At 67.8% G+C, this 22,266-nt stretch carries 19 protein-coding genes; 2 read left to right on the top strand and 17 right to left on the bottom strand.

Going from position 1 to position 22,266, the window contains the following annotated elements; all coding sequences use genetic code 11:
- Positions 1 to 33: 33 nt before the first annotated feature.
- Positions 34 to 1,044, top strand: a complete 1,011-nt coding sequence (locus AUL30_RS15070) for an SDR family oxidoreductase (protein ID WP_062228727.1) — start codon at positions 34 to 36, stop codon at positions 1,042 to 1,044.
- Positions 1,045 to 1,080: 36 nt separating this feature from the next.
- Here AUL30_RS15070 and AUL30_RS15065 read toward each other — a convergent pair whose 3' ends face one another.
- The 5 genes from AUL30_RS15065 to AUL30_RS15045 form a co-directional block, all read right to left on the bottom strand.
- Entirely contained in the window at positions 1,081 to 3,072 is a 1,992-nt protein-coding gene (locus AUL30_RS15065; RefSeq protein WP_062228726.1) for a CocE/NonD family hydrolase, read from the bottom strand.
- Positions 3,073 to 3,145: 73 nt separating this feature from the next.
- Positions 3,146 to 4,753 (bottom strand): ABC transporter ATP-binding protein, encoded by a 1,608-nt coding sequence (locus AUL30_RS15060; RefSeq protein ID WP_062228725.1) that lies wholly within the window; start codon positions 4,751 to 4,753, stop codon positions 3,146 to 3,148.
- Positions 4,746 to 5,573 (bottom strand): ABC transporter permease, encoded by an 828-nt coding sequence (locus tag AUL30_RS15055; protein ID WP_062228724.1) that lies wholly within the window; start codon positions 5,571 to 5,573, stop codon positions 4,746 to 4,748. The genes AUL30_RS15060 and AUL30_RS15055 overlap by 8 nt, the downstream gene beginning before the upstream one ends.
- A complete protein-coding gene (locus AUL30_RS15050; RefSeq protein ID WP_062228723.1) occupies positions 5,570 to 6,517 on the bottom strand; it encodes an ABC transporter permease in 948 nt (315 codons plus the stop codon). Before AUL30_RS15050 ends, AUL30_RS15055 begins: the two co-directional genes overlap by 4 nt.
- Positions 6,517 to 8,100: an ABC transporter substrate-binding protein gene (locus tag AUL30_RS15045; RefSeq protein WP_062228722.1), complete on the bottom strand. Its 1,584-nt coding sequence runs from the start codon at positions 8,098 to 8,100 to the stop codon at positions 6,517 to 6,519. The genes AUL30_RS15050 and AUL30_RS15045 overlap by 1 nt, the downstream gene beginning before the upstream one ends.
- A gap of 110 nt (positions 8,101 to 8,210) precedes the next feature.
- Between AUL30_RS15045 and AUL30_RS15040 the strand changes: the two genes are divergently transcribed.
- Positions 8,211 to 9,011: a helix-turn-helix domain-containing protein gene (locus AUL30_RS15040; protein WP_062228721.1), complete on the top strand. Its 801-nt coding sequence runs from the start codon at positions 8,211 to 8,213 to the stop codon at positions 9,009 to 9,011.
- 108 nt (positions 9,012 to 9,119) lie between these two features.
- Here the strand turns inward: AUL30_RS15040 and AUL30_RS15035 are convergent, their stop codons facing one another.
- From AUL30_RS15035 to AUL30_RS14980, 12 genes are all read right to left on the bottom strand, one after another.
- Positions 9,120 to 10,658, bottom strand: coding sequence for an aldehyde dehydrogenase family protein (locus AUL30_RS15035; protein ID WP_062228904.1), 1,539 nt, complete (start codon positions 10,656 to 10,658; stop codon positions 9,120 to 9,122).
- Positions 10,659 to 10,663: 5 nt separating this feature from the next.
- Complete coding sequence (locus tag AUL30_RS15030; protein ID WP_083507965.1) at positions 10,664 to 11,635, bottom strand: NAD(P)-dependent oxidoreductase; 972 nt, start codon at positions 11,633 to 11,635, stop codon at positions 10,664 to 10,666.
- Positions 11,636 to 11,694: 59 nt separating this feature from the next.
- Complete coding sequence (locus AUL30_RS15025; protein ID WP_062228902.1) at positions 11,695 to 12,600, bottom strand: LysR family transcriptional regulator; 906 nt, start codon at positions 12,598 to 12,600, stop codon at positions 11,695 to 11,697.
- A gap of 4 nt (positions 12,601 to 12,604) precedes the next feature.
- Positions 12,605 to 13,765, bottom strand: coding sequence for a M20 aminoacylase family protein (locus tag AUL30_RS15020; protein WP_062228720.1), 1,161 nt, complete (start codon positions 13,763 to 13,765; stop codon positions 12,605 to 12,607).
- A gap of 37 nt (positions 13,766 to 13,802) precedes the next feature.
- The gene (locus AUL30_RS15015; protein ID WP_062228719.1) at positions 13,803 to 14,315 is read right to left on the bottom strand and encodes a hypothetical protein; all 513 of its coding nucleotides are present in this window, start codon (positions 14,313 to 14,315) and stop codon (positions 13,803 to 13,805) included.
- Positions 14,316 to 14,325: 10 nt separating this feature from the next.
- Positions 14,326 to 15,150 (bottom strand): DUF3100 domain-containing protein, encoded by an 825-nt coding sequence (locus AUL30_RS15010; protein ID WP_202814518.1) that lies wholly within the window; start codon positions 15,148 to 15,150, stop codon positions 14,326 to 14,328.
- 128 nt (positions 15,151 to 15,278) lie between these two features.
- Complete coding sequence (locus tag AUL30_RS15005; protein ID WP_062228717.1) at positions 15,279 to 16,355, bottom strand: AI-2E family transporter; 1,077 nt, start codon at positions 16,353 to 16,355, stop codon at positions 15,279 to 15,281.
- A 68-nt stretch (positions 16,356 to 16,423) separates the two neighbouring features.
- Positions 16,424 to 17,254: an ATP-binding cassette domain-containing protein gene (locus AUL30_RS15000; RefSeq protein WP_062228716.1), complete on the bottom strand. Its 831-nt coding sequence runs from the start codon at positions 17,252 to 17,254 to the stop codon at positions 16,424 to 16,426.
- Positions 17,251 to 19,017 (bottom strand): dipeptide/oligopeptide/nickel ABC transporter permease/ATP-binding protein, encoded by a 1,767-nt coding sequence (locus AUL30_RS14995; RefSeq protein ID WP_062228715.1) that lies wholly within the window; start codon positions 19,015 to 19,017, stop codon positions 17,251 to 17,253. Before AUL30_RS14995 ends, AUL30_RS15000 begins: the two co-directional genes overlap by 4 nt.
- Positions 19,014 to 19,961 carry an ABC transporter permease gene (locus AUL30_RS14990; protein ID WP_062228714.1) on the bottom strand — a complete coding sequence of 316 codons (948 nt, stop codon included), beginning with the start codon at positions 19,959 to 19,961 and terminating at the stop codon, positions 19,014 to 19,016. The genes AUL30_RS14995 and AUL30_RS14990 overlap by 4 nt, the downstream gene beginning before the upstream one ends.
- A 10-nt stretch (positions 19,962 to 19,971) precedes the next feature.
- Positions 19,972 to 21,534 carry an ABC transporter substrate-binding protein gene (locus tag AUL30_RS14985; protein WP_062228713.1) on the bottom strand — a complete coding sequence of 521 codons (1,563 nt, stop codon included), beginning with the start codon at positions 21,532 to 21,534 and terminating at the stop codon, positions 19,972 to 19,974.
- Between the two features lie 96 nt (positions 21,535 to 21,630).
- Positions 21,631 to 22,092 (bottom strand): hypothetical protein, encoded by a 462-nt coding sequence (locus AUL30_RS14980; RefSeq protein WP_157070204.1) that lies wholly within the window; start codon positions 22,090 to 22,092, stop codon positions 21,631 to 21,633.
- Between the last annotated feature and the right edge of the window lie 174 nt (positions 22,093 to 22,266).

Genomic DNA, 22,266 nt, shown 5'->3' with positions numbered 1-22,266 from the left:
GGGATTAGCCTGACGAACCATCGGAGGCTTTCCATGCATGTGCGACTGAAACCGCTGAACCGCCAGACCATCGTCATCACCGGGGCGACATCGGGGATCGGGCTCGCGACGGCCCGCGCCGCCGCAGCCGCCGGTGCGCGCCTGATCCTTGTTGCCCGCAATGCGGATGCGCTCCGGCAGGTCGAGGATGAGATCCGTGCCAAAGGCGGCAATGCCGTCCATGTCGTTGCGGATGTGGCCGATGCCGAGGCTTTTGCAAAGGTTTCGACCGTCGCGCAGGATGCCTTCGGCGGCTTCGATACCTTCGTCAACAATGCCGGCGTCGGGGTTTACTGCGAGTTGATGGACCTGCCGCTCGACGAGCACCGCCGGCTCTTCGAAACCAATTACTGGGGCGTCGTCCACGGGTCCCGGCTTGCCGTCGAGCATTTCCGCAAGCGGCCGGGCGGCGGGGCGCTGATCAATATCGGCTCGATCAATTCCGAGCTGCCGATCCCGCTCCTCAGCGCCTATTCCGCCACCAAACACGCGGTGAAAGGATTCACCGAAGCTCTGCGCATGGAGCTGTGGAAGGAAGGCGCGCCGGTGGCCGTGACGCTCGTCAAGCCGTCGGGCATCGGCACCCCCTTCCCCCAGCATGCCCGGAACCACCTCGACAGCGAACCGACGGTCGCGCCGCCAATCTATGCGCCCGAGATCGTCGCCCGGGCCATCCTCCACGCTGCCTGCCACCCGGTCAGGGACGTGACGGTGGGGGGAGCCGGCCGGCTGATGATCCAGGCCTACCGCGCCACGCCGTCCCTGATGGACCGTTTTCTTGGACTGACCATGCCGGTGGTCCAGCGCACCGGCAAGCCATCGACGCGCTCCGACAATCTGTTCGAGCCGGCAGAAGATGGTGCGGCCCACTCGCCCAATGGCGGGGGCCGCCCCTTCAGCAGCTACACCTTCGCCCAGCGGCACCCCGTTCAGGCTCTCGCCCTGGTGGCGCTCGGCGCAGCAGTGACCTGCGCCCTGTCCGCGCAGGCCGGCCGCCGGCGCTAGAGCCACGATGACCGACCGGCGCGCCGCGCCGGTCGATCACATGTGATCGCGGGGCAGCGTGCGGTCGAACCGCTTTTCGAACACGAGGACGCCGTTCTCGTAGGCCTGCATATCCGCATGGATGACATAGCTCTCTGCAGTACAGGCGAGCGTTGCCACACAGTTCGTGCGCGTTTCCCACCCGTCCCGTGCGATGACGCAGGTCCATTCGGAGCGTCCCGTGGCCGAAAGCGGGTCGCCCTCCCGGATGGACCAGACCTCGTCGCGCACATCGCGGGAGGCGAGCATGTTGCCGGGGTGCCGGCTGAGGCCGGTATCCTCGAAAATGCGGTAATGCACCGTCCCGGTCATGAGGTCGCGTTCGACGCTGCGGCGCGTGGCGCCGGGCTCCAGCTCTTCGTAATGGGGGAGCGGATCGGGATCGGCCGGCTCGGGAATGGCGATACGCTCATGCGCCCCGAGAAGTGGCAGCCGCAGTTCGAACCGCGCCAGATCGAAGGTCAGCGTGGCATCGAAGGGCGGCGGCAGGATCATCGGCCAGTAGGCCGTCGACAGGGACAGCCGAAGCCGGTGACCGGGGGCCAGGCGGTAGCCGCAGGCATCGAGCAGGAGGCGGATGGTGTCCGCGCGGCCAGGCACCATGGGTTGCGGCTCGGCATTCCCACCACGATGGGCCAGGTTCAGGACGCCGAAGCTGATGCGCGTTGCCGTGCCGTCCGGATGCACATCGACGAGCCGCGCGCACAGATTGGCGAGCGGCGCATCGCTCGCCACCGAAACGGTCAGTTCCGGCAGGCCCAGAAGCACCATCTCCGCATCGAGCGGCGCGGTTTCGAAGGTGAGCGATCCGGCATCGTCCACCCGCTGGTCGCCGGCCATCTCGGCATCCGGCTTGAGGGTGAACCATTCGCCGGCCGCCGTTCCCGTGGCGAGCGGCGAGCGCAGCGCCACCGTCCCCGCATCGGCCGGCGCCCGGGACGTCAAGCCGCCCGCGCCGTCGGGATAGAGGGCGAGCGTCTGCGGTGCGATCCAGTCCGGCTTGGACACCCAATAGCCCGGCTCGTGCTCGCGCCGGAGCGCCGGCCGCGGGCCATCCTGGATGAAAGCACGCAGACGCGGGGTCGTCTCGGCGCCGTTGGGCGCGTCGCGCAGCCAGTGGTTCCACCAGGCAATGGCCTCGGCATGGAAATCCGCCCGCGGGCGCGGCCAGGCGAAATGAGGGTATTTGTGGATCCAGGGGCCGATCAGCGCATGGATGCGGTCCGGCATGCCGGCCAGGGCCTTGAAGGGCGTGTTGCGGTAGCCATCGGCCCAGCCGGCAATGACCAGAGCGGGCACGTCGAAGCCGGCGAAATCCTCGCAGATCGAACCGTGTTCCCAGAAGGCGTCACGCCGCTGGTGTTCCAGCCAGCTTTCCATGAAGAAGGGTTCGCCTTCCAGCCGCTCCAGCCACAGGCGCCGCCAGTCGTCCCCGACGATTTCCCGGTCCGGGGAGCGCGACTGATAGGCCAGCATCGTCGCGGCCCAGGAGAGCTGCGCCGACAGGTGGGTTCCGTTCTTGTAATGGATATCGTCATTGTAGCGATCGACCGTGGAGGCGATGCTGATGACGGCCTTCAGGGCCGGCGGTTTGAGTGCCGCCACCTGCAGGCAGTTGAAGCCGCCCCAGGAAATGCCCATCATGCCGACCCGGCCATTGGACCAATCCTGTGCGGCGATCCAGGCGATGACCTCGCAGGCATCGCTCAGCTCCCGCTCGGTATATTCCCCGTCGATGACCCCGTCCGATTCTCCCGAGCCGCGAATATCGACCCGCACCCCGGCAATGCCGGCTGCGGCGAAGACGGGGTAGGTGGATTCGTCGCGCGGGGCCGTGCCGTTGCGCTTGCGATAGGGCAGGAATTCGAGAACCGCCGGCACGGGGGATGTCACGCTGTCGTCCGGCAGGAAGATGCGGGCCGCAAGGCGCGTTCCGTCCTTCAGGGTGATCCACTGGTTCTCGATCACCGTATGGGGTCTGGCATTCATGTCATGGTCTCTGTGGTTTGCTTGCCAAGGCCGGCCGCCCGTCCGGCAGCCGGTCCGGTGGACGCATCAAGCGTCAGGCGCGGCCTGCGGCGGCGATCGCCTCGTCGAGCCAGCCGACGCGCATGTCCGGCACGGAGTTCATCAGCCGGGCGGTATAGTCGTCGAAAGGCGGGTTCAGTGCCTGCGAGCGCGGACCGGACCGCACGATCCGGCCGCGATGCATGACCGCCACCGCGTCCGCTATGGCGCGCACGGTGGCGATGTCATGGGTGATGAACAGGTAGGACGTGCCCCGTTCGCGCTGGATGCGGCGCAGGAGCTTGAGGATCCCCTGCGCCACGAGCGGGTCGAGCGCCGATGTCGGCTCGTCGCAGATGACGAGGTCGGGTTGCGCCGCCAGCGCCCGCGCAATGGCGACACGCTGCTTCTGGCCGCCCGAAAGCTCCGCCGGGTAACGCCCGGCAAGCGCCTGCGGGATTTCGATTTCGTCGAGCAGCGCCGCCACCCGTGCCGCCCGCGCGCGTCCGCGCAGCCCTTCATAAAAGGTGAGCGGCCGGCCGACGATGTCGGCCACCGTCTGGCGCGGGTTCAGGGCGGTATCGGCCATCTGGTAGATCAGCTGGATGCGGCGCCGATCGGCCTTGGAGCGCCCGCCAAGGGCAGGTGAAAGATCGCGCCCCTCGAGCTGCACCCTGCCCTGCGCCGGCGGCAGGAGCCCGGTGATGACCCGCGCGAGGGTGGACTTGCCGGACCCGCTCTCTCCCACGACGGCCACGGTTCGGCCGCGCGGGACCGACAGGGACACGTCGTCGAGCACCGTGCCGCCCGAGCCGTAGCGCGCCGTGACATGATCGATAGTCAAGAGGCGCTCGCCCTCCCCTTCGGCCTCCACGCCCGTTTCGTGCCGGACGGAGACGAGCGCGCGCGTATAATCCTGCCGGGGCGCATCGACGATCTGGCGCGCGGTGCCGGTTTCGACCATGCGGCCGTGGCGCAGCACCATGATGTCGTCGGCGATCTGGGCCACCACGGCCAGATCGTGGGTGATGTAGATGGCGGCCGTGCCCGTCTCTCGAATGGCGCGGCGGATCGCGGCCAGGACGCCGATCTGCGTGGTCACGTCGAGCGCGGTGGTCGGTTCGTCGAAGACGATGAGCTCCGGCCCGGCGCACAGGGCCATGGCCGTCATGGCCCGCTGCAACTGGCCGCCGGACACCTGGTGGGGGAACCGGTTTCCGAACGTATCGGGGTCCGGAAGGCCGAGCGTGGCGAACAAGGCGCGTGCGCGGGCCATGGCCGCGTCGCGGCGCATCGTGCCGTGCCGCAGCGCGGCCTCGATCACCTGCGTGCCGATCCGATGCGCCGGGTTGAAGGCGGCGGCGGCCGACTGGGCCACATAGGCCACGCGCCTGCCGCGCAACTGGCGGATGCTTCGGGCGGACAGCGTGGTGAGATCCTGCCCGTCCAGCAGGATCTCGCCGCCCGAAATGCGGACCGCGCCGCGGCCATAAGCCATGGAAGCCAAGCCGATGGTCGACTTTCCGGCGCCGGATTCGCCGATCAGGCCGAGCACCTTGCCGCGCTCCAGCCGGAAGGAGACGTCATCGACGATGACCGCTTCGCCGCCGGCGCCGTCCGGCGCAACGATACGAAGGTTGCGGATGTCGAGAAGCTCAGCCATCGCCGCGCCCTCCCTTCAGCGATGTGGTGCGGCGCAGGAGCCAGTCCACCACAAGGTTGACGCAGATGGCGAAGACGGCCAGCGTCGCGCCCGGAACGAGCGCGGCCGACACGCCGAAGATGATGCCGTCCTTGTTGTCCTTGACCATGCCGCCCCAGTCGGCGGCCGGCGGCTGGATGCCGAGACCCAGGAACGACAGCGTCGACAGGAACAGCGTGGCGAAGGCAAAGCGCAGGCCGAATTCGGCCAGGAGCGGCGACAGCGTGTTGGGCAGGATCTCCCGCAGGATAATCCAGGATGTGCGCTCGCCGCGCAGGCGGGCGGCCTCCACGAACTCCATGACCGCCACGTCGAGCGCCACGGCGCGGCCGAGCCGGTACACGCGTGTCGAATCCAGAACCGCCATGACCAGGATCAGGATCCAGATATCCTGCGGCAGCACCGCCAGGACGACCAGGGCGAAGATCAGCGTGGGTATGGCCATCAAAAGATCGTTCAGCCGCGACAGGCCCTGATCGACCGCCCCGCCGGTGACGGCCGCCACGAAGCTCAGGAAAACGCCGATGGAAAAGGACAGGATCGTGGCGGCCAGCGCGACGCCGAGCGTCGTGCGGGTGCCATAAATCAGCCGCGACAGGATATCGCGCCCCAGATTGTCGGTTCCGAGCGGAAAGGCGGTGCTGATCGGCTCCCAGACGCTGCCGACGATTTCCGTTTCGCCATAGGGGGCGAGGAGCGGCGCAAACAGTGCGCAGGCCAGCGCAATTGCAATGCCGAAAAGGCCGATCCAGGCGCTTGCGGGAATGTCGCGCGCCTTCATCGTGGGTGCCTCAGCCGCGGATTGGCGATGATGGCCAGAATATCCGCGATCATGTTGATGGTGATGTAGAAGGCGGCGAAGACGAGGCCGCAGGCCTGCACGACCGGAAGGTCCCGCACCGTCACGGCATCCACCATATATTGCCCCATTCCCGGATAGACGAAGACCACTTCGACCACGACGACGCCGACCACCAGATAGGCCAGGTTCAGCGCCACCACGTTGATGATCGGCGCCAGGGCGTTGGGTGCGGCATGGCGCAGGATGACCCGGAACCTGGAGAGCCCCTTCAGCTCCGCCGTTTCCACGTAGGGCGCCGCCATCACGTTCAGGATCGCGGCCCGCGTCATGCGCATCATATGGGCCAGCACCACGATGACCAGCGTCGCCGCCGGCAGGACGATCGCCGACAGGCGCTCGAAAAAGCCCATCCCGGCAAAGACCGTGGCGGGAAAGGTGGCCACGCCGAAATTGACGGCAAAGACGAGGATCAGGAGGTAGCCGACGAAGAACTCCGGAAGCGATACGGCCGCCAGCGATACGATGTTGATCGTACGGTCCTGCCAGCGGTCGCGGAACATCACCGCCACGAGCCCTAGCCCAACGGCCAGCGGCACTGCCACCACGGCCGCCGCGCCGGCCAGGAAGAGCGAATTGCCGAGCCGTTCGGCGATCTGCCCGCCGACCGGCATTCCGCTGGCCCAGCTGTTGCCGAAATCGCCCGTGGCGATGCCGCCCAGCCAGGCGAGGTAGCGGGTCGAGGCTGGCGCGTCGAGGCCGAGCTGCGCGCGAATGTTGGCGATGGCTTGGGGCGTGGCCGACTGCCCCAGATAGGTGGTGGCGAAATCTCCCGGCAGCGCCTCGATGCCCCAGAAGATCAGGACGGACACGGCAACCAACAGTACGAGGCCGATGCCGAGCCGTCGCAGGATCAGTCCGGCCATCACGCCTCCAGCCAGATCCGGCTGGCCAGGCGCCCATTGGAAAGATCGTTGCCGATATCGTCCACCCAGCCGCGCATCGTCTTGGAGGCGGCGTTCAGGTAATCGTTGAAGACCGGCAGGATCAGCCCGCCCTCGTCCCGCACCATGATGGCCATGTCGCGGTACATCGTCCGGCGCTTGGCCTCGTCCAGTTCGCCGCGGGCCTTGACCAGGAGCGCGTCGAAATCCTCACGCTTGAAGCGCGTATCGTTCCATTCGGCGCTGGACAGGTAGGAGGTCGTGTAGCGCAGGTCCTGCGTCGGCCGGCCGCCCCAGTAGGAGGCGGAGAATGGCTGCACGTTCCATACATTGGTCCAGTAGCCGTCGGCCGGCTCCCGCCGCACGTCGAGCGTGATGCCGGCCGCGCGGGCGCTTTGCTGGAACAGGACGGCAGCGTCCACCGCTCCGGGGAAGGCGGCATCCGACGTGCGCAGGAGGATCGGCCCCTCATGGCCCGCCTGCTTGTAGTGGAAGGCCGCCTTGTCGGGATCGTAGGCCCGCTGCTCGATCCCCTCCGGCGCGAGCAGGTAGTTTTCATTCACGGGGTAGTCGTTGCCGAGCGTGCCGAAGCCGCCGATGGCCCGCTGCAGGATCGCCTCGCGGTCGATGGCGTATTTCAGCGCCAGGCGCAGGTCGTTATTGTCGAAGGGCGCCGTGTCGCAGTGCATCAGGAAGCTGTAAAAGCCCTTGCCGGAGGTCTGGATCACCTCGACATTGGGCGCGCGGCCCAGAAGGTTGACCGTCTTCGGATCCACCGTGTTGATGAACTGGACCTGCCCGGACGACAGGGCCGCCATGCGCGCGGTGGAATCGTTCATCACGATCAGCTCGACGCTGTCGACGAAGCCGCGGTCGTCGCGCCAGTCGTCCGCGTTGCGCTCGAAGGTGGTACGCACGCCGGCCTGGTGGCTCGCCAGCTTGTAGGGGCCGGTGCCGATCGCCGCGGTCGGATTGTCGACGCCGCCCTTCGGCTGGATCTGCAGGTGGTAGTCCGTCATGGTCAGCGGCAGGTCCGCATCGCCCTCGCGCAGCGTGACGACGAGGTCCCCGCCCGTGTTCTCGATGGCCGTCACGCCGCCCAGAAGACCCAGCGCACCGGATTTGGAATTCTCGTCCGTATGTCGCTTGAGCGTGGCGACGACATCGTCCACCGTCATGGCGGAGCCGTCATGGAAACGCACCCCGTCCCGGATCTTGAACGTCCAGACCTTCGCATCGGGCGATGGCGACCACGAGGTGGCGAGCGAGGGCAAGGGCTCACCCGTCTTCGGATCGGACTCCACCAGCGTATCGCCCCAGCAATGGCAGGCGACGAAGGCCACCGTGCCGCTGGCAAGCGCAGGATCCAGGCTGTCTGTCGTAGCGCCGCCGCTCAGGCCCATGCGGAAATTGCCGCCCCGCTGCGGCGTCTGCGCCATGGCCGATCCGGTGCCGATCAAAGGAACCGCCGCTGCCGCCGCACCTGCGAGGGCCGTCGTCTGGAGGAATCGGCGACGGCTGAACTGTGCGTTCAGGAGGGACATGCGGTTCCGAAAATCGGACATGGGCGTTCCTTCGACAAATGTGCACGGAAATTCGCCCGGATCATCGGCCTGTTCAAAATGGATGCAATTTCGCGACTTGACGCAGGCTTACGCTGCTTTACGCTACCATCATGACGGATTGGACGAATTACGCGCGCAACCTGCAGTCCGCTTGCGCGACCCGGCGGTCGATCTCGGAAATCTGCCGCGAGGTCGGGATCAATCGACAGCAGTTCAATCGCTACATCCACGGGCAGACCCTGCCCTCGGCCCACAATCGGCAGCGCATCGCCCAGCGCTTCGGCCTGACCGCACAGGATTTTGCCCTGCCGCAGCAAGCCTTTGCGCAGGCGCTCAACGCACCGCGCACCGAGCGGCATGTGGGCGCGGTGCTCAAGGACGGCTTCCCGGGCGATCTTGCGGCATTGCAGCCCTATCTCGGCTTCTACCAGACCTACCACCTGTCCATGTCCTGGCCGGGCAAGGTGGTCTGCTCCTGCGCCGTCATGCGGGCGGAGGATGACGGCACCGTCTCGCTCAAGACGCTGGAGCGCATCGCCGATGCGGACAATGCCATCCGCCAATTGTCGAAATATGTGGGAACCGTCGCCTGGTCGCGGAACCGGATCTTCATCGTCGAGCGCAGCCTGGGGCGTGACGTGATGATCTCGCAGACGACGCTCGTCCCCTTCGAAACCCACCAGCGGACCTATCTGCGCGGCATCACCATGGGTGTGGCCTGGCGGTGCGAGAACACGCCCTATGCCTCCCGCATGATGTTCCGGCACATGGGAGCGACCACCGACCTGCGCGCCCTGGTATCGCGATGCGGGGTACACAATCCGTCCGACCGCTGGCTCCCCGAACCCGTTCGACGATTCCTGGACCCGGCCGATCCGAAGATCGTCAGCATTCCGGGTCTTTCGGGTTAATGTGGCCAGTCTTGAGTACGATCCACGACCTTGGTGTCGGCGGCACAACCGATATGCGCGCCGCCACCACCTCCCGCCCCAGGCGTCGCCGATGTGTGAAGGGCTGCCTCAGCCCGAATAACCGAAGGCGACGGGTGGGTTTTCGGCCGTCTCGACCCAGACGCTCTTTGGCTGGGTATAGGCGTGCATCGCCTCGAGCCCGCTGGAGCGCCCGTAGCCGCTCTTGCCGAAACCGCCGAAGGGCGACATGACGTTGATCGTCTTGTAGCCGTTGATCCAGAAGGTTCCGGCCCGAACCCCGGCAGCCACGCGGTGGGCGCGGGCGACGTTCTGGGTCCAGACGGCGCCGGCCAGCCCATAGGGCGTGGCATTGGCCAGGGCCACGGCCTCCTCCTCCGTCTCGAAGGTCATGACCGCGACAACGGGGCCGAACACCTCCTCGCGGGCGATCTCCATCTGCGGCAAGACCCCGTCGAGGATCGTCGGTGCGTAGAAGAAGCCGCCGCTCTGGCCGAGCGCGCCGCCGGCACGCCCGCCACCGGCCAGCCTTGCGCCCTCGCTCACGCCGCGCGCCACCATGGCATCGATCTTTTCGAACTGGCGGCGGTTGTTGATCGGCCCGATCTGCGTCATCGGCTCGGCCGGGTGGCCGAAGGGAATGCGCCCGGCCGCCTGCGCATAGCGCTCGACGAACTGCGCATGCACCGAACGATGCACCAGCAGGCGGGACCCCGCGACGCAGCTTTGCCCGGCGCCCCCGAAGATGGCCGATTGCGCGCCCAGCACCGCGCGGTCCAGATCGGCATCCGGAAAGACGATGTTGGCCGACTTGCCGCCGAGCTCCAGGATACAGGGGATGAGATTGCGTGCGGCCGCCTCGGCAACGGCCATGCCGCCGCCGGACGAACCGACAAAGACCACCAGCGCTGTCGCCGCATGGCCGACGGCCGCGGCCCCGGTCGTCGAACCCTGCCCTGCCAGCACGTTGACCAGCCCGCGCGGCGCGCCGGCCTTTTCGCACAAAATGCCCAGGATAATGGTCGACAAGGGCGTGAGTTCGGACGGCTTGATCACGACGCCGTTGCCGGCCGCGATGGCCGGCGCGATCTGCCAGCCGCCCGTAAAGAGCGGCGCGTTCCACGGCGTGATCTGCGTGACGACGCCCAGCGGCTCGCGGCGCGTATAGTTCAGATGGCTCGACGGCACGGGGATGACCTCGCCATGCAGCTTGTCGCACCAGCCGGCGTAGTACTCGAACATCTCTGCCACGCGCTGGGCCTCACCCCGCATGTCGCGGATGGGACGGCCGGCCGCACGGCACTCCAGCTCGGCGATCGCCTCGGCATTCTGCCGGACGAGCCGTCCGATCTCATAGAGGACGCGGCCGCGCGCCGATGCCGTCATGGCGGCCCAGGCGCGCTGGGCCAGGGTCGCGCTCGCCATGGCCGCGTCCACGACCGCATCGCCCGCATCGTTGAAGTTCGCGAAGGCGGTGCCGTTGGTCGGGTCGATCAGCTCCAGCGCCGCGCCGGTCCCCTCCAGTATGGCGCCATCGACCAGGCTGCCGATGCGCTTGCCCGGCACGAAGCCGGCCCACAGTTCCAGGATGCGTGCGCTCTGGTCCGGCGCCGTCTCGAGATGATCCATCATCGTCATGCCTTCTCTTTGCGCGCGGTTGGAAACGCTGCCTGGTAATCGCCCATGCGGGTGAAGTCGTCGCGGTCGGACAGGCGCTCCGCGCTCTCGGCCCACAGCGTGCGGACCTGGTTGCACAAAGGCAGGTCCACATCGAAAGCATCGGCCATCTCGCCGGCCAGCCGCACATCCTTGCGCATCAGCCCCATGGAGAAGCCGCTGTCGAAGCGTCCGGACATGACCCAGTTGGGAAAATGCACCTCGCTCAAGGCGCTGCGGCCCGTCGCCGCGTTAAGGACGCGCAGCACGGATTGCGGGTCCACGCCCGCGCCGGCGGCCAGGCTCAGGGCTTCGCGCGTGGTGAGCATATGCGCCGCGACGAGAAGGTTGTTGACCAGCTTGGCGACATTGCCGGCCCCGCTCGGCCCCACATGCAGGATCTTGGCGGCCATGGCTTCCACGACCGGCCGTGCCAGCGCCAGATCGCCTTCGTCGCCGCCGATCATCATGGTGAGCTGGCCGTTCGCCGCACCGGCCGGCCCGCCGCTGACGGGCGCGTCGAGAAAGCCGTGGCCGAGCGTGTCGAGGCGGGCCGCCAGCGCCCGGCTGACATCCGGCTCCGAGGTCGAGGTGTCGATGACGACGACCCGCCCTGCGGCATGCCGGCCGATGGCGTTCGCATGCGCCTCCACGATGCCGGCGACATCCTGCGCCGTCGGCAGGGAAAAGACGATATGCGTGGCCGTCGCAAGCGCCGCCTCCGGCTCTTTGGCAAAGGCGAAGCCTGCCTCCTGCGCCGCGCTCGCCTTGGCGGGGTCGAGATCGTAGCCCGTCACGGCAAAGCCCGCTTGTGCCAGGGTCGCGGCCATGCCGAAGCCCATGGCGCCAAGGCCGATCACGCCCACGCTCGCCTGCTTCACATCATCCTGCGTCATGCGCCGCGGCTCCTTTTCTTTGTTGTCGGACGCATCCTGTGCCGCCGGGCGCATGAGAGGTAGCCGCCTTGCGCGGAACGAAGCGTTGCTTGCCGCGCAACCGTGATGGCGGACTACAGGCGAAACGCCGCCATATGCTGCGCCAGATGGCTCGCCAGCTGCTCGACCGAGGCCGGCAGCCGCCGATGCGCCCGCACGATCAGATGGGCGCTGGCCTGGCGCGCCAGCGGATGATCGATCTCCTGCGCGGTGAGCGCATGGCCGGCCGCCACGTCGTCCGCCACGGCGAAATGCGGCAGGAAGCTCGCGCCGGCTCCGCAGATGGCGAACCGGCGCAGCGCTTCGATCGACGGGGTTTCCAGCACCGGCTGCAGGGCCAGCCCGGCATCGGCCGCCATCCGGGCCACGAGCTGGCGGATGCCGTGCCCCTTGGTCAAAAGCGCCACGGGCTGGCGCAGGCAGGCTGCCAGATCGGCCGGCCCCGGCGCGAACAGGCCCGCACAGGCCACGATGCAGAGCGGCTGGCGCTTGATGGCGATGGAGCGCATGCGCGTGTCCACGGGCGGGTTGTAGACGATGCCGATATCGGCCTCGCCATTGGCGATGGCTTCCAGGATCGCATCCGTGCCCAGCAGCGTCAGCCCGTGGCGCAGCTGCGGGTGGATCGCCATGAAGGGCTTGATGCCGTTCTGGACGAGATCCCCGACAAAGCCTTCGCCGCAGGCGATGGCGATGCGCCGTTGCTCGCCGCCCTTCAGCCGGTCGAGCTCGGCATTCAGGACGCCATGGGCATCGCCCATGCGCCGGCCATGCTCCAGAAGGAGCGTGCCGGCGGGGGTCAGCGTCACGCCCCGCGCTGTCCGCTCGAACAGGGGCAGGCCGAGTTCCTGCTCCAGCTCCGCCATCTGGCGGCTGACCGCCGACGGCGCCACGTTCAGATGCTCCGCCGCGCCCCGGAAGGAGCCATGCCGCACCACGGCCAGGAAATGCCGCAGGGCCTTGGCGTCGAGAAACTCCACCGGATCAGGCGGCTGCCAGCCGGGCGGCGGCAAGGTCGCGCCAGAAGGCGACGCCATCGGCCAGGATGGCGTCGTTGAAGTCGAAGCGCGGGGAATGAAGGCCGGGGTTTTCGCCCGTTCGACCCGCCCCGAGCCAGATATAGGCGCCCGGTACCTGTTGCAGCATGAAGGCGAAGTCCTCCGCGGCCATGCTGGGCGGCGCCGTCTCGACGGTCAGCCCCGTGATGCGGGCCGCCACGTCGCGCACATGGGCCGCCGGCTCCGGCGCATTGATCGTTGCGGGGTATAGCCGGTCGTAGCGCAGATCGGCCCGGCAGCCGAAGGCGGCAGCGATCCCCTCGGCCGTCTGGCGCATCCGTGTTTCCAGAAGATCGCCCACGGCAGGCTCGAACCAGCGCGTCGTCCCCTTCAGGTTCACCGTCTCGGGGATGACATTATAGGCATCGCCCCCGTGGATCTGCGTCACCGACACGACGGCGCTCTCCAGAGGAGAAACGTTGCGCGCCACGACACCCTGGAGCGCTGCGACGAGCTGGCCGGCGGCCAGCACCGGATCGGCCCCCTGATGCGGCATGGCGCCGTGCGCGCCGCGCCCGGTGACGACGATATCGAAGGTTGCGAAGGCGGCCATCATCGCATCATCGCGCGCCACCAGATGCCCGGGCGGCAGGGCCGGCCAGTTGTGGATGGCGTAGATTTCGTCGAGGGGAAAGTCGCTGAACAGCCCGTCCCGCGCCATGGCGTGGGCACCGCCCTCCACCTCTTCCGCCGGCTGAAAGATGAAGTGGATGGTGCCGTCGAGGCCGGGCCGCGACGACAGTTCCCGGGCTGCGGCCACGAGCATGGCCACATGGCCGTCATGCCCGCAGGCATGCATGACGCCGGGCCGGGTCGAGGCATGCTCGGCCCCCGTGGCTTCGGCAATCGGCAGGGCATCCATGTCGGCGCGCAGGCCGATGACCCGCCGCGAAGTGCCGCGCGTCAGGCTGGCGACGAGTCCTGTCCCGCCATAGCCACGGCGCACGCTCAGGCCGAAAGCGGTGAGCTGGCGTGCCACGAAGTCGGCGGTGCGCTCTTCCTGGTAGGCCAGTTCGGGGTGCCGGTGCAGATCGCGCCGCCAGCCTATGGCTTCCTCGACATGCTTCGTCGGAACCGGCTCTGCCATGGGGTGCCTCCTGGGTGGCCTTCGGGTGGGCGGTCGTTCAGCCGAAGAACCGCAGGGTCAGGTCGGCGATGATGACGGAGCCGATATAGGTGCCGAACATCACGCAGATCGCCACGATGACGATCTTCCAGCCGGACTGACGCGCAATCTGGAACTCGCGATGCGTGAGCGCGAGTCCGCCATAGGCGAGCGCGGGCGTGGCGAGCGCCAGGAAGTTGAGCTTGGTCACGGCCTCCAGCACGGCCGCCGCACCCGGCATTCCGGGGATGGTCAGCGCAATGGCGATGAGCGAGACCCAGGCCACCGCGGGAATGCTCAAGGGAACGATCCGCGCGACGACGAGGCCGAGCGCCGATGCCCCGAACAGCACCGCCATGCCGGGCAGCGCCTCCACCGGAGAGGTTCCCGTGGCGGCCCAGTTGGCGACGAGCCCGATGGCGCAGGCCACCACCAGCATGAGCATCTTTTCGGCCAGCGGGATGGCGCCCATGTCGTCCTGCGCCACGATCCCGGCGAGTTCCGCTTCCGCGTTGCGATTGAGGTTGGTCATGATGAAATCCTCAGGCCTTGGCGGTGAATTCGTGCGGGCGGGACTGGCGGTAGAGCCATTCGGTCAGCGGCAGGGCCACGAACATGCCGACATAGAGCCCCGTGGCGTAGGTCAGGATGTTGCTGGCGGCAGCCAGTGCGACGATGAGCTGCTCCTGATCGGGCATGATGGCGACGAGGCTGCCAGTGCAGGCGGCGAGCATGGAGCCGGACCCGACCCCGCAGGACATGGCCAGAGCCCGGATGTCGAAGATGCCGAGCGCGGCGATGAGCGGCGGCATGATGGCGAAGACGAAGGTGCCGATCAGCGTCCCCGTGGCGTAGACGCCCATCGCGCCGGCGCCCTCCGGGCTGTTCAGCCCGTATTTCTCGGCGATCAGCGCCAGGTTCGGCTCCCGGTCGATCGAGTAGCTCGCGCCGATGGCCTCGCGCCCCATGCGCAGGAGGAACACGGCCACGGGAAAGGCGATGGCGATGGTGCCGAGATTGCCGATCTCCTGCAGGATCAGCGCCGGACCCGCTTCGATGATCGCCTCGATCTCCGGCCCGACCGTCGTTCCGAACCGGGCGATGAAGGGCATGATGGCGATGGTGATCATCGTCCCCGCGATCTGGGTGGAGCGGGGCGTCAGGATGCGGCGCGTCGCGCTCAAAAGGGCCGGGTTCAGCGCCACGCCGATGGCGAAGGCGTACAGGATCGGCAGAAGGATCACCGTGGCGATGCCGATGGGAATGCGGATGACGCCGATCAGATCGGCAACGACCACGATGGCGAGCACCACGAGGTGCAACGCGATCGCATCCCTGGACAGGACACGGTTCATACTCTTCTCCATGCTGCATTGCACATTTCGTGGACACCGGCCATTGGCGGCGTGATTTTACGCAGCCTAATCAGGCTCGATGCCTCCGGTAGCGGCGGATTGCGCAACAAAGCGTTGCGCCCGCCGCAACTGTCGCCCGGTCAACGGCGCAGCGGGCGCCCGCCGGCATCGGTGATGGTCTGCTGGCGGCGCTCCTCGGAAAAGAGCGACCACATAGTCACGAAGAGCGCGGCGATGAGCGGGCCGATGATGAAGCCGTTGATCCCCAGAATCGCCAGTCCGCCGACCGTGGAGAAGAGCACCATGTAATCGGGCAGCCGCGTCTCCTTGCCGACCAGGGGCGGCCGCAGGATGTTGTCGACCAGGCCGATCACCGCCACCCCGACAAAGACCAGGATCGCGCCCTGCACATATTGCCCGGTCAGGAAGAAATGCACCGCGACCGGCACCCATACGATGGCGGCGCCGACGGCCGGCAGCAGCGACAGGAAGGCCATGATGGTCCCCCACAGGATCGCGCCGTTGACGCCGAGCGCCCAGAAGGCCAGGCCGCCGATCAGGCCCTGGATGGCGGCGATGATGAAATTGCCCTTCACCGTCGCCCGCACGACGGAGATGAAGCGGTTCAGGACGGCATCCGTGTGATCCGGCTTGAGCGGCATGGCATGGCGGATCGCCTGGGTAATTCTGTCGCCATCGCGGAACAGGAAGAACAGAAGGTAGATCATCAGGCCGGCGGCGACAAAGAAGCCGAGCGTTCCCTGCCCGAAGCTCCAGGCGCGCCCGGCGATCATCTGCCCCGCCTGGGCGAAGGCGGAGGTGATCTGCTCCGAAATGTTGCTGGCCCCCAGCCCGTCCAGCCAGCCCTGGACCTCGGTCGGCAGGCGGGAATAGAGGGCCTGGGCGTAGGTCGCCGGCTCGAACCCCTCGCTGGAGATGCGGCTATAGACCGCCCGCCCCTCCTGCACGATCGATCCCGCCAGCAGCACCATGGGAATGATCGCGACCAGAATGCAGGTGAGAACGCTGACGAGGGCGGCGATGCTGCGCCGGCCGTTCAACCGCGCCAGCAACCAACCGTGCATCGGATGGAACAGGACGGCCAGCACGACCGCCCACAGGATGGCGCCGTAGAAGGGCCAGATCAGCCATAGAAAGGCGATGGATACGATCCCCAGAAGGATCACGAAAGCCCGATACTGCACCGTGTCGCTCATGCACCGCGTCCTTTGATCGGGTGGCGGGCGGATCGCACCGCATTGCCATGGAGTTCGTCGTGCTCCAGTTACGCGTGTCGCGCCGGAGGAGCAAGCCAGCCTCCACCGGGCTCCATCCTGGGTGCGCTGTCGAGAAGCTGGCGCGTGTAACCCGTCTTCGGCCTTGCGAAGAGCGCCGCAGCGGGGCCCTCCTCCACCACCCTCCCGGCCTGCATCACGAGGACGGTATCCGCCACGGCCTCGATCACCGCCAGGTCGTGGCTGATGAAGACGTAGGTGAGGCCCAGCTGCGTGCGCAGACGGTCGAGGAGCAGGAGGACCTGCGCCTGCACCGAAACGTCCAGCGCGCTGACCGGCTCGTCCAGCACCAGGATGCGTGCCTGCGCGGCCAGCGCCCGGGCGATGGCGATGCGTTGCGCCTGCCCGCCGGAAAACTCGTGCGGATAGCGCTCCAGTGAATCCCCCGGCAGACCGACCAGCGCCAGAAGCGCCTCCATGGCGTCGCGCCGGGCCGCGGCCGGTGCCACGCCGGCCAGGCGTCGCAGGGTCCCGTCGAGAATCCGTGCCACCGAATGGCGCGGGTTCAAGGATGCGATCGGATCCTGGAACACATACTGGATCGTCCGGCCGAGCTGGCGGCGCGCATGGTAGCCGAGCGCGGCCATGTCCCGGCCGTCGATCGTCACCGATCCCAGGTCCGGCCGCTCCAACCCGACCAGCATGCGCGCCACCGTGCTCTTGCCCGAACCCGACTCTCCCACGATGGCGAGCGTCTGCCCGGCGCGGACCGCAAGGCTGACACCATCCACGGCCGTCACGGCCGGTGCGCGGGACAGGATGCCACCGCCATAGCGGCGCGTCAGGTTCTGCGCTGCCAGGATGGGTTGTTCCGCACTCATGCCTGGCGCTCCAGTGCGACCGCGTCGGCCAGGGCACGCATGCGGGCCAGGAAGCGCCGCCCCTCGCCCGGCTGGGGTACGCTGGCGATCAACCGCTGCGTATAGACGTCTGCGGGCGCGGACAGGATGTCCCGCGTCGGGCCCGTTTCGACGATCCGGCCGTGGCGCATCACGGCCACGCGGTCGCACATGCCCGCGACGATGCCGAAATCATGGGTGATCAGGATGAGCGCCAAGCCGCGCTCCCGCTGCAGGCTTTGCAGGAGCTGCAGGATCCGGGCCTGCACGGTGACGTCGAGCGCCGTCGTCGGCTCGTCGGCGATGAGAATGTCCGGATCGTTCGCCAGCGCCATGGCAATGCCGATCCGTTGCCGCTGCCCGCCGGACAATTCGTGCGGAAAGGCGCCGAAGCGCTCCTGCGGCGCCGGAATGCCCACCTGTCGCATCAACTCCAGGGCCTTGGCGCGCGCCGCCCTGCGCCCCATCGGCCTGTGCGCCGTCACCGCCTCCTGGACCTGGCGGCCGACGGGCATCATGGGGTGCAGCGTCGTCAACGGGTCCTGAAAGACATAGGCGACGCGCCGCCCCCGAAGGGCCGCCATCCGCTCCGGCCGCTCCAGCACGTCTTGCCCGTCCAGCCGGACGGCCCCGCCGGTGACGATGCCGGGCGGCGAGGCGACCAGCCCCGTGAGCGCCAGCGCGGTCACGCTCTTGCCCGATCCGGACTCGCCGATCAGGCCGAGGCATTCCCCGGGCGACAGCGTGAAGCATACCTCCGACACGGCCGGCACGATCGACCGGCCGGACCGGAAGCCGACCGAAAGGGTCTGAACGTCGAGCCCCTGGCGCGGCACAGGCGGGGCGGCCGGCACGCCGCGTCGGTCCAGCTCCGTGACGGCCTGCGGCCGGGACAGGGCGCCGGAGCGCAGCCGCGGGTCCAGGAGATCGCGGATTCCGTCGCCCGCCAGGTTGATGCTCATGACCAGGAGGAAGATCATCAAGCCCGGCACCAGCGCCACATGCGGCGCGGTGAAGAGCTGCGCCCGCCCTTCCCCGAGCATGGAGCCGAGATCGGCCTGCGGCGGCTGCGCGCCGAGGCCAAGGAAGGACAGGCCCGCCGTTTCCAGAATCATCCAGCCGATGGTCGACGTCATGGCGATCACCACGATCGGCATGACATTGGGCAGGATTTCCGTAACGACGATCGCCACCGGCCCCTTGCCGGACAGCCGTGCCGCATCGACGAAGGGCTGGTGGGACAGGCCCATGACGCGGCCGCGTATGTTGCGGGCGAAGAAGGGCACGTTCACGACGGCGATGGCATAGAGCGCGTTGATCAGGCCCGGCCCCAGCACCGCCACGATGGCCAGCGCCAGAAGGATGTAGGGAAAGGCCATCAGCATATCGACGAGGCGCATCAGCACCGTATCGGTACGGCGACCGGCATAGCCGGCGACGAGGCCGAGCACGGTGCCGATAAGGGCGGCGACGAGCGTCGCCCCGATGCCGACCGCAAGCGAAACCCGCGTCCCCCAGACGAGGCGCGACAGGACGTCCCGTCCGAGCGGATCGGTGCCGAGCAGATGGCCGGGGCTGAAGAGCGGCCGCAGCCGCGCAGCCGTATCGGTGGCATTGGGATCGGCCAGCGGCAGGATGGGCGCCAGCAGCGCAGCCAGGGCGATGAGCGTGAACAGGACCAGCCCGATCGCGCCGAGCCGGTTGGCGGCCAGGAGCCGCAGGGTGGATGGCCGTGCGGCGCTCATGCGCGCAGCCTCGGATCGAGCATGGCCTGGCACAAATCGGCGATCAGGTTGACCAGGACATAAGCTGCGGCGGCCACGAGAACGCCGCCCTGCACCAGGAGAAGATCGCGCGTGGCGACGGCCTGGACCAGCATGGCGCCGAGGCCCGGCCACTGGAAGACCGTTTCGACATAGACCGCGCCCCCCAGGACGAAGCCGGCCTGCAGGCCGAGCACGGGGATGATCTGCACCATGGCGGCGCGCAGCGCATGGCGCCGGGTGACGCGCGCCTCCGACAGCCCCTTGGCGCGGGCGGTGCGGATGAAGTCCTGGCGCAGCACGTCCAGCATCGCCGCGCGCGACAGGCGCGCGATGACCCCGGCAGCCACCACCGACAGGGTGATGGCTGGAAGGATGAGATGGCGCAGAAGGTCCGGCAGGTCGCCGCCGCCATAGACGGCATACATGCCGGACGCCGGCAGCCAGCGCAGCCGCACGGCAAAGATCAGGATGAGCAGCAGCCCCAGCAGAAAAGCCGGCATGGATATGCCGATCAGCACGACGAAGGTCACCGTCCTGTCGACCCAGCCGAACTGCCGCACGGCCGAGATGATGCCGGCGCCCACCCCGATCAGCGAGGCGAGCACCAGCGCCGTTCCGGCCAGGATCAGCGTGGCGGTGAAGCGCTCCCCCACCTCCGTCAGGACCGGGCGGTTCAGGATGTAGGATTGGCCGAGATCGCCTTGAAGGACGTTGCCGGCCCAGGCGAGGTACTGCTCGGGCAGGCTGCGGTCGAGCCCGAGCTGCGCGTTCAACCGCGCCACGTTGTCGGGCGTGGCATAGGAGCCGAGGATCGCCTGAGCCGTATCGCCGGGGATCAGCGCCATCATCGCAAAGACGATGATCGACAGGCCGATCAGCACGGGAATGGCGGCCAGGAGCCGACGGGCGATGGCCAGGACCACGACAGCCGGCTCAGTTCTTTACGACGTCGCGCAGGATCAGGGTGAAATCCGGTTGCAGGGTAAAGCCGCTGACCCGGGACGTCGTCACCGCGTTCTGCTTCCAGTTCGCCACGAACAGCCAGGGCGCCTCTTCATGCACCAGGCCCTGGACTTCACGGTACAGATCGGCGCGCTCCTCCTCGTCGATGGCGGTGCGCGCCTGGTCCAGGAGCGCGTCGAGCTGCGGGTTGGCGTAATAGCCGGAATTGAACCCGCCTTTCTGCGGAACGGCGTTGGAATGCAGGGTCAGGAACGGCAGGGTGTCGGGATCGTTCGTCATCCAGGCCATCTCGGCCATGTCGCCCTTGCCCTCCAGCCCTTCGTTGACGCGCGCCAGATAGCTGTTCCACTCATAGGTCTCGATCCGCGCGGCAAGGCCGACGGCGGCCAGATCCGCCTGGATGGCCGTTGCCATCTGGACCGGATCCAGCATGCCCGAGCCGCCTTCCGTCACGAGGAAGGTCAGATCGGCCTGCGTCACCCCCGCTTCCGCCAGGAGCGCCCGGGCGCGGTCGGGATCGTAGGGATAGGGCGCGACGCCGGGGTCCGTCGCCCAGTCGAAGGCCGGCGGGATCGGCCCGGCCGCAACCTCTGCCGTCCCCTGGAGGATATTGTCGACGATACCCTGCTTGTTGACGGCGTAGTTCACCGCCTGCCGGACACGCTTGTCGGCGAAGGGGCCGCTGCGTGTGTTCAGGATCAGATACCAGACATGCGGGCCGACCGTCTCATGGACCGTGAAATTGGGATCCTCCCGGAACACGGCCACGTTGTCCGGCGGCGTTTCCAGGAGCACGTCGATACCCCCGGCCATCATTTCCGCGATCCGCGTGTTCGCATCGCTGATCGGCCGGAAGACGATGGCCTCCAGCGCCGGGGCTCCGTCGCGGTAATCGGGATTGGCCGCCACGACCACGCGCTGGTTGGCGATCCATTCCACGAAGCGGAAGGGCCCCGTGCCGGACGGCTGGCGCCCGAACTCGGCCCCGGCGGCTTCCACTGCGGCCGGCGAGACGAGAAGCCCGATGGGCGCGGCCAGCGTCGCCAGGAAGGGCGCGAAAGGCTCCTTCAGATGGAAGGCCACGGTCGCCGCATCGACGGCCTCGACCCGGTCCACGGCATCGAACTGGAATGCCAGCGGGAATGGCCCGGTCGCATGCTGCGGATGGTTCTCGTCCAGCATGCGGTCGAAGTTGAACTTCACCGCCTGCGCGTCGAAGGGCGTGCCGTCGTGGAAGGTCACACCCTCCCGCAGGCGGAAGGTATAGACGAGCCCGTCATCGGAAATCTCCCAGTCCGTCGCAAGCGCCGGCTCGAGGTCGAGCGAGCCGGCGGCGTAGCGCACGAGCCCCTCATAGACATTCATCAGGATGCGGAAGTCGTTGGCGGCCGTCACGCGGTGCGGATCGAGTGATTGCGGCTCGCCGATCTGGCCGACGATGAGCACGTTGGGCGGCGTCTGCGCCCGCGCGCCGCCGGCCGCAAGGCCGAGCATCACCACCATTGCGGCAAGGATTGCGCTGATCTTCGACATGGCTACGGCCCCCCGGAACGGTCGCTTTCGTCACGGGGGCAACTAGGGCAAGGGCGTCGCGGGTACAGGCTCCGGGCCGCCCGGCCGCGCATTGGACTAATTGTTGATGGCGGTGATCCGCACCTCTTGGCTGTCGCCCACGCCCGAGAACCAGAGCGTCCCGTCGCCGATCGAGACACCCTGCCAGTTGGCGAAAAGATCGTCATATTCCTGTTCGGCGACGGCGCGGCGCAGCGCGGGCGTGACGATTTGCGCGTAATGCCGCTCGAAGGCTGCCGCATTCGCGATGGTCGTCTTCTTGCCGCCGATCCGCACCGAGAGCGGATAGGAGACGAGGGCGGCCACCCCCTTGGCATCGCCCTTCGCAATGGCGGTGCGCAAGGTCTGGAAGAAGGCGCGGTAAGGCTCGTGCGCCCCGAACAGGCTGTCGAAACGCTGGTCGGTCGTCTCCTGCGCATGGGACGGCGCCGGGGCGGCGGCCAGGGCCAATGCAAGACAGCCGAACAGAAGCGCCGCGTGGCGACGCCGGTTGGTTCTTAAGGGTGGATGACTGTTCATCGGTGTGGAATGCTCCATGTCGGTACGAGCCTTGCCGCGACATCACAACCTATCATAGGTGCGCCGAAGGCGGCTGTATCATGAAGGTGTATCGGGTGGAGCCGATACGCGTTTCGTGGCATAGGCCAGAATGCGCATTTGGGAGTTCGCGATCATGACCCACAGCTTCCCCGC

The sequence above is a fragment of the Aureimonas frigidaquae genome (assembly GCF_001463905.1).
GTDB classification, from domain to species: Bacteria; Pseudomonadota; Alphaproteobacteria; order Rhizobiales; family Rhizobiaceae; genus Aureimonas; species Aureimonas frigidaquae.
This window is presented reverse-complemented; position numbering and strand designations above follow the sequence as displayed.

Bases quoted from the DNA above. Each gene is read 5' to 3' on its own strand.
- AUL30_RS15070 (WP_062228727.1), top strand. From the start codon at position 34: ATGCATGTGCGACTGAAACCGCTGAACCGCCAGACCATCGTCATCACC.
- AUL30_RS15065 (WP_062228726.1), bottom strand. From the start codon at position 3,072: ATGAATGCCAGACCCCATACGGTGATCGAGAACCAGTGGATCACCCTG.
- AUL30_RS15060 (WP_062228725.1), bottom strand. From the start codon at position 4,753: ATGGCTGAGCTTCTCGACATCCGCAACCTTCGTATCGTTGCGCCGGAC.
- AUL30_RS15055 (WP_062228724.1), bottom strand. From the start codon at position 5,573: ATGAAGGCGCGCGACATTCCCGCAAGCGCCTGGATCGGCCTTTTCGGC.
- AUL30_RS15050 (WP_062228723.1), bottom strand. From the start codon at position 6,517: ATGGCCGGACTGATCCTGCGACGGCTCGGCATCGGCCTCGTACTGTTG.
- AUL30_RS15045 (WP_062228722.1), bottom strand. From the start codon at position 8,100: ATGTCCGATTTTCGGAACCGCATGTCCCTCCTGAACGCACAGTTCAGC.
- AUL30_RS15040 (WP_062228721.1), top strand. From the start codon at position 8,211: ATGACGGATTGGACGAATTACGCGCGCAACCTGCAGTCCGCTTGCGCG.
- AUL30_RS15035 (WP_062228904.1), bottom strand. From the start codon at position 10,658: ATGGATCATCTCGAGACGGCGCCGGACCAGAGCGCACGCATCCTGGAA.
- AUL30_RS15030 (WP_083507965.1), bottom strand. From the start codon at position 11,635: ATGCGCCCGGCGGCACAGGATGCGTCCGACAACAAAGAAAAGGAGCCG.
- AUL30_RS15020 (WP_062228720.1), bottom strand. From the start codon at position 13,765: ATGGCAGAGCCGGTTCCGACGAAGCATGTCGAGGAAGCCATAGGCTGG.
- AUL30_RS15015 (WP_062228719.1), bottom strand. From the start codon at position 14,315: ATGACCAACCTCAATCGCAACGCGGAAGCGGAACTCGCCGGGATCGTG.
- AUL30_RS15010 (WP_202814518.1), bottom strand. From the start codon at position 15,150: ATGGAGAAGAGTATGAACCGTGTCCTGTCCAGGGATGCGATCGCGTTG.
- AUL30_RS15005 (WP_062228717.1), bottom strand. From the start codon at position 16,355: ATGAGCGACACGGTGCAGTATCGGGCTTTCGTGATCCTTCTGGGGATC.
- AUL30_RS15000 (WP_062228716.1), bottom strand. From the start codon at position 17,254: ATGAGTGCGGAACAACCCATCCTGGCAGCGCAGAACCTGACGCGCCGC.
- AUL30_RS14995 (WP_062228715.1), bottom strand. From the start codon at position 19,017: ATGAGCGCCGCACGGCCATCCACCCTGCGGCTCCTGGCCGCCAACCGG.
- AUL30_RS14985 (WP_062228713.1), bottom strand. From the start codon at position 21,534: ATGTCGAAGATCAGCGCAATCCTTGCCGCAATGGTGGTGATGCTCGGC.
- AUL30_RS14980 (WP_157070204.1), bottom strand. From the start codon at position 22,092: ATGAACAGTCATCCACCCTTAAGAACCAACCGGCGTCGCCACGCGGCG.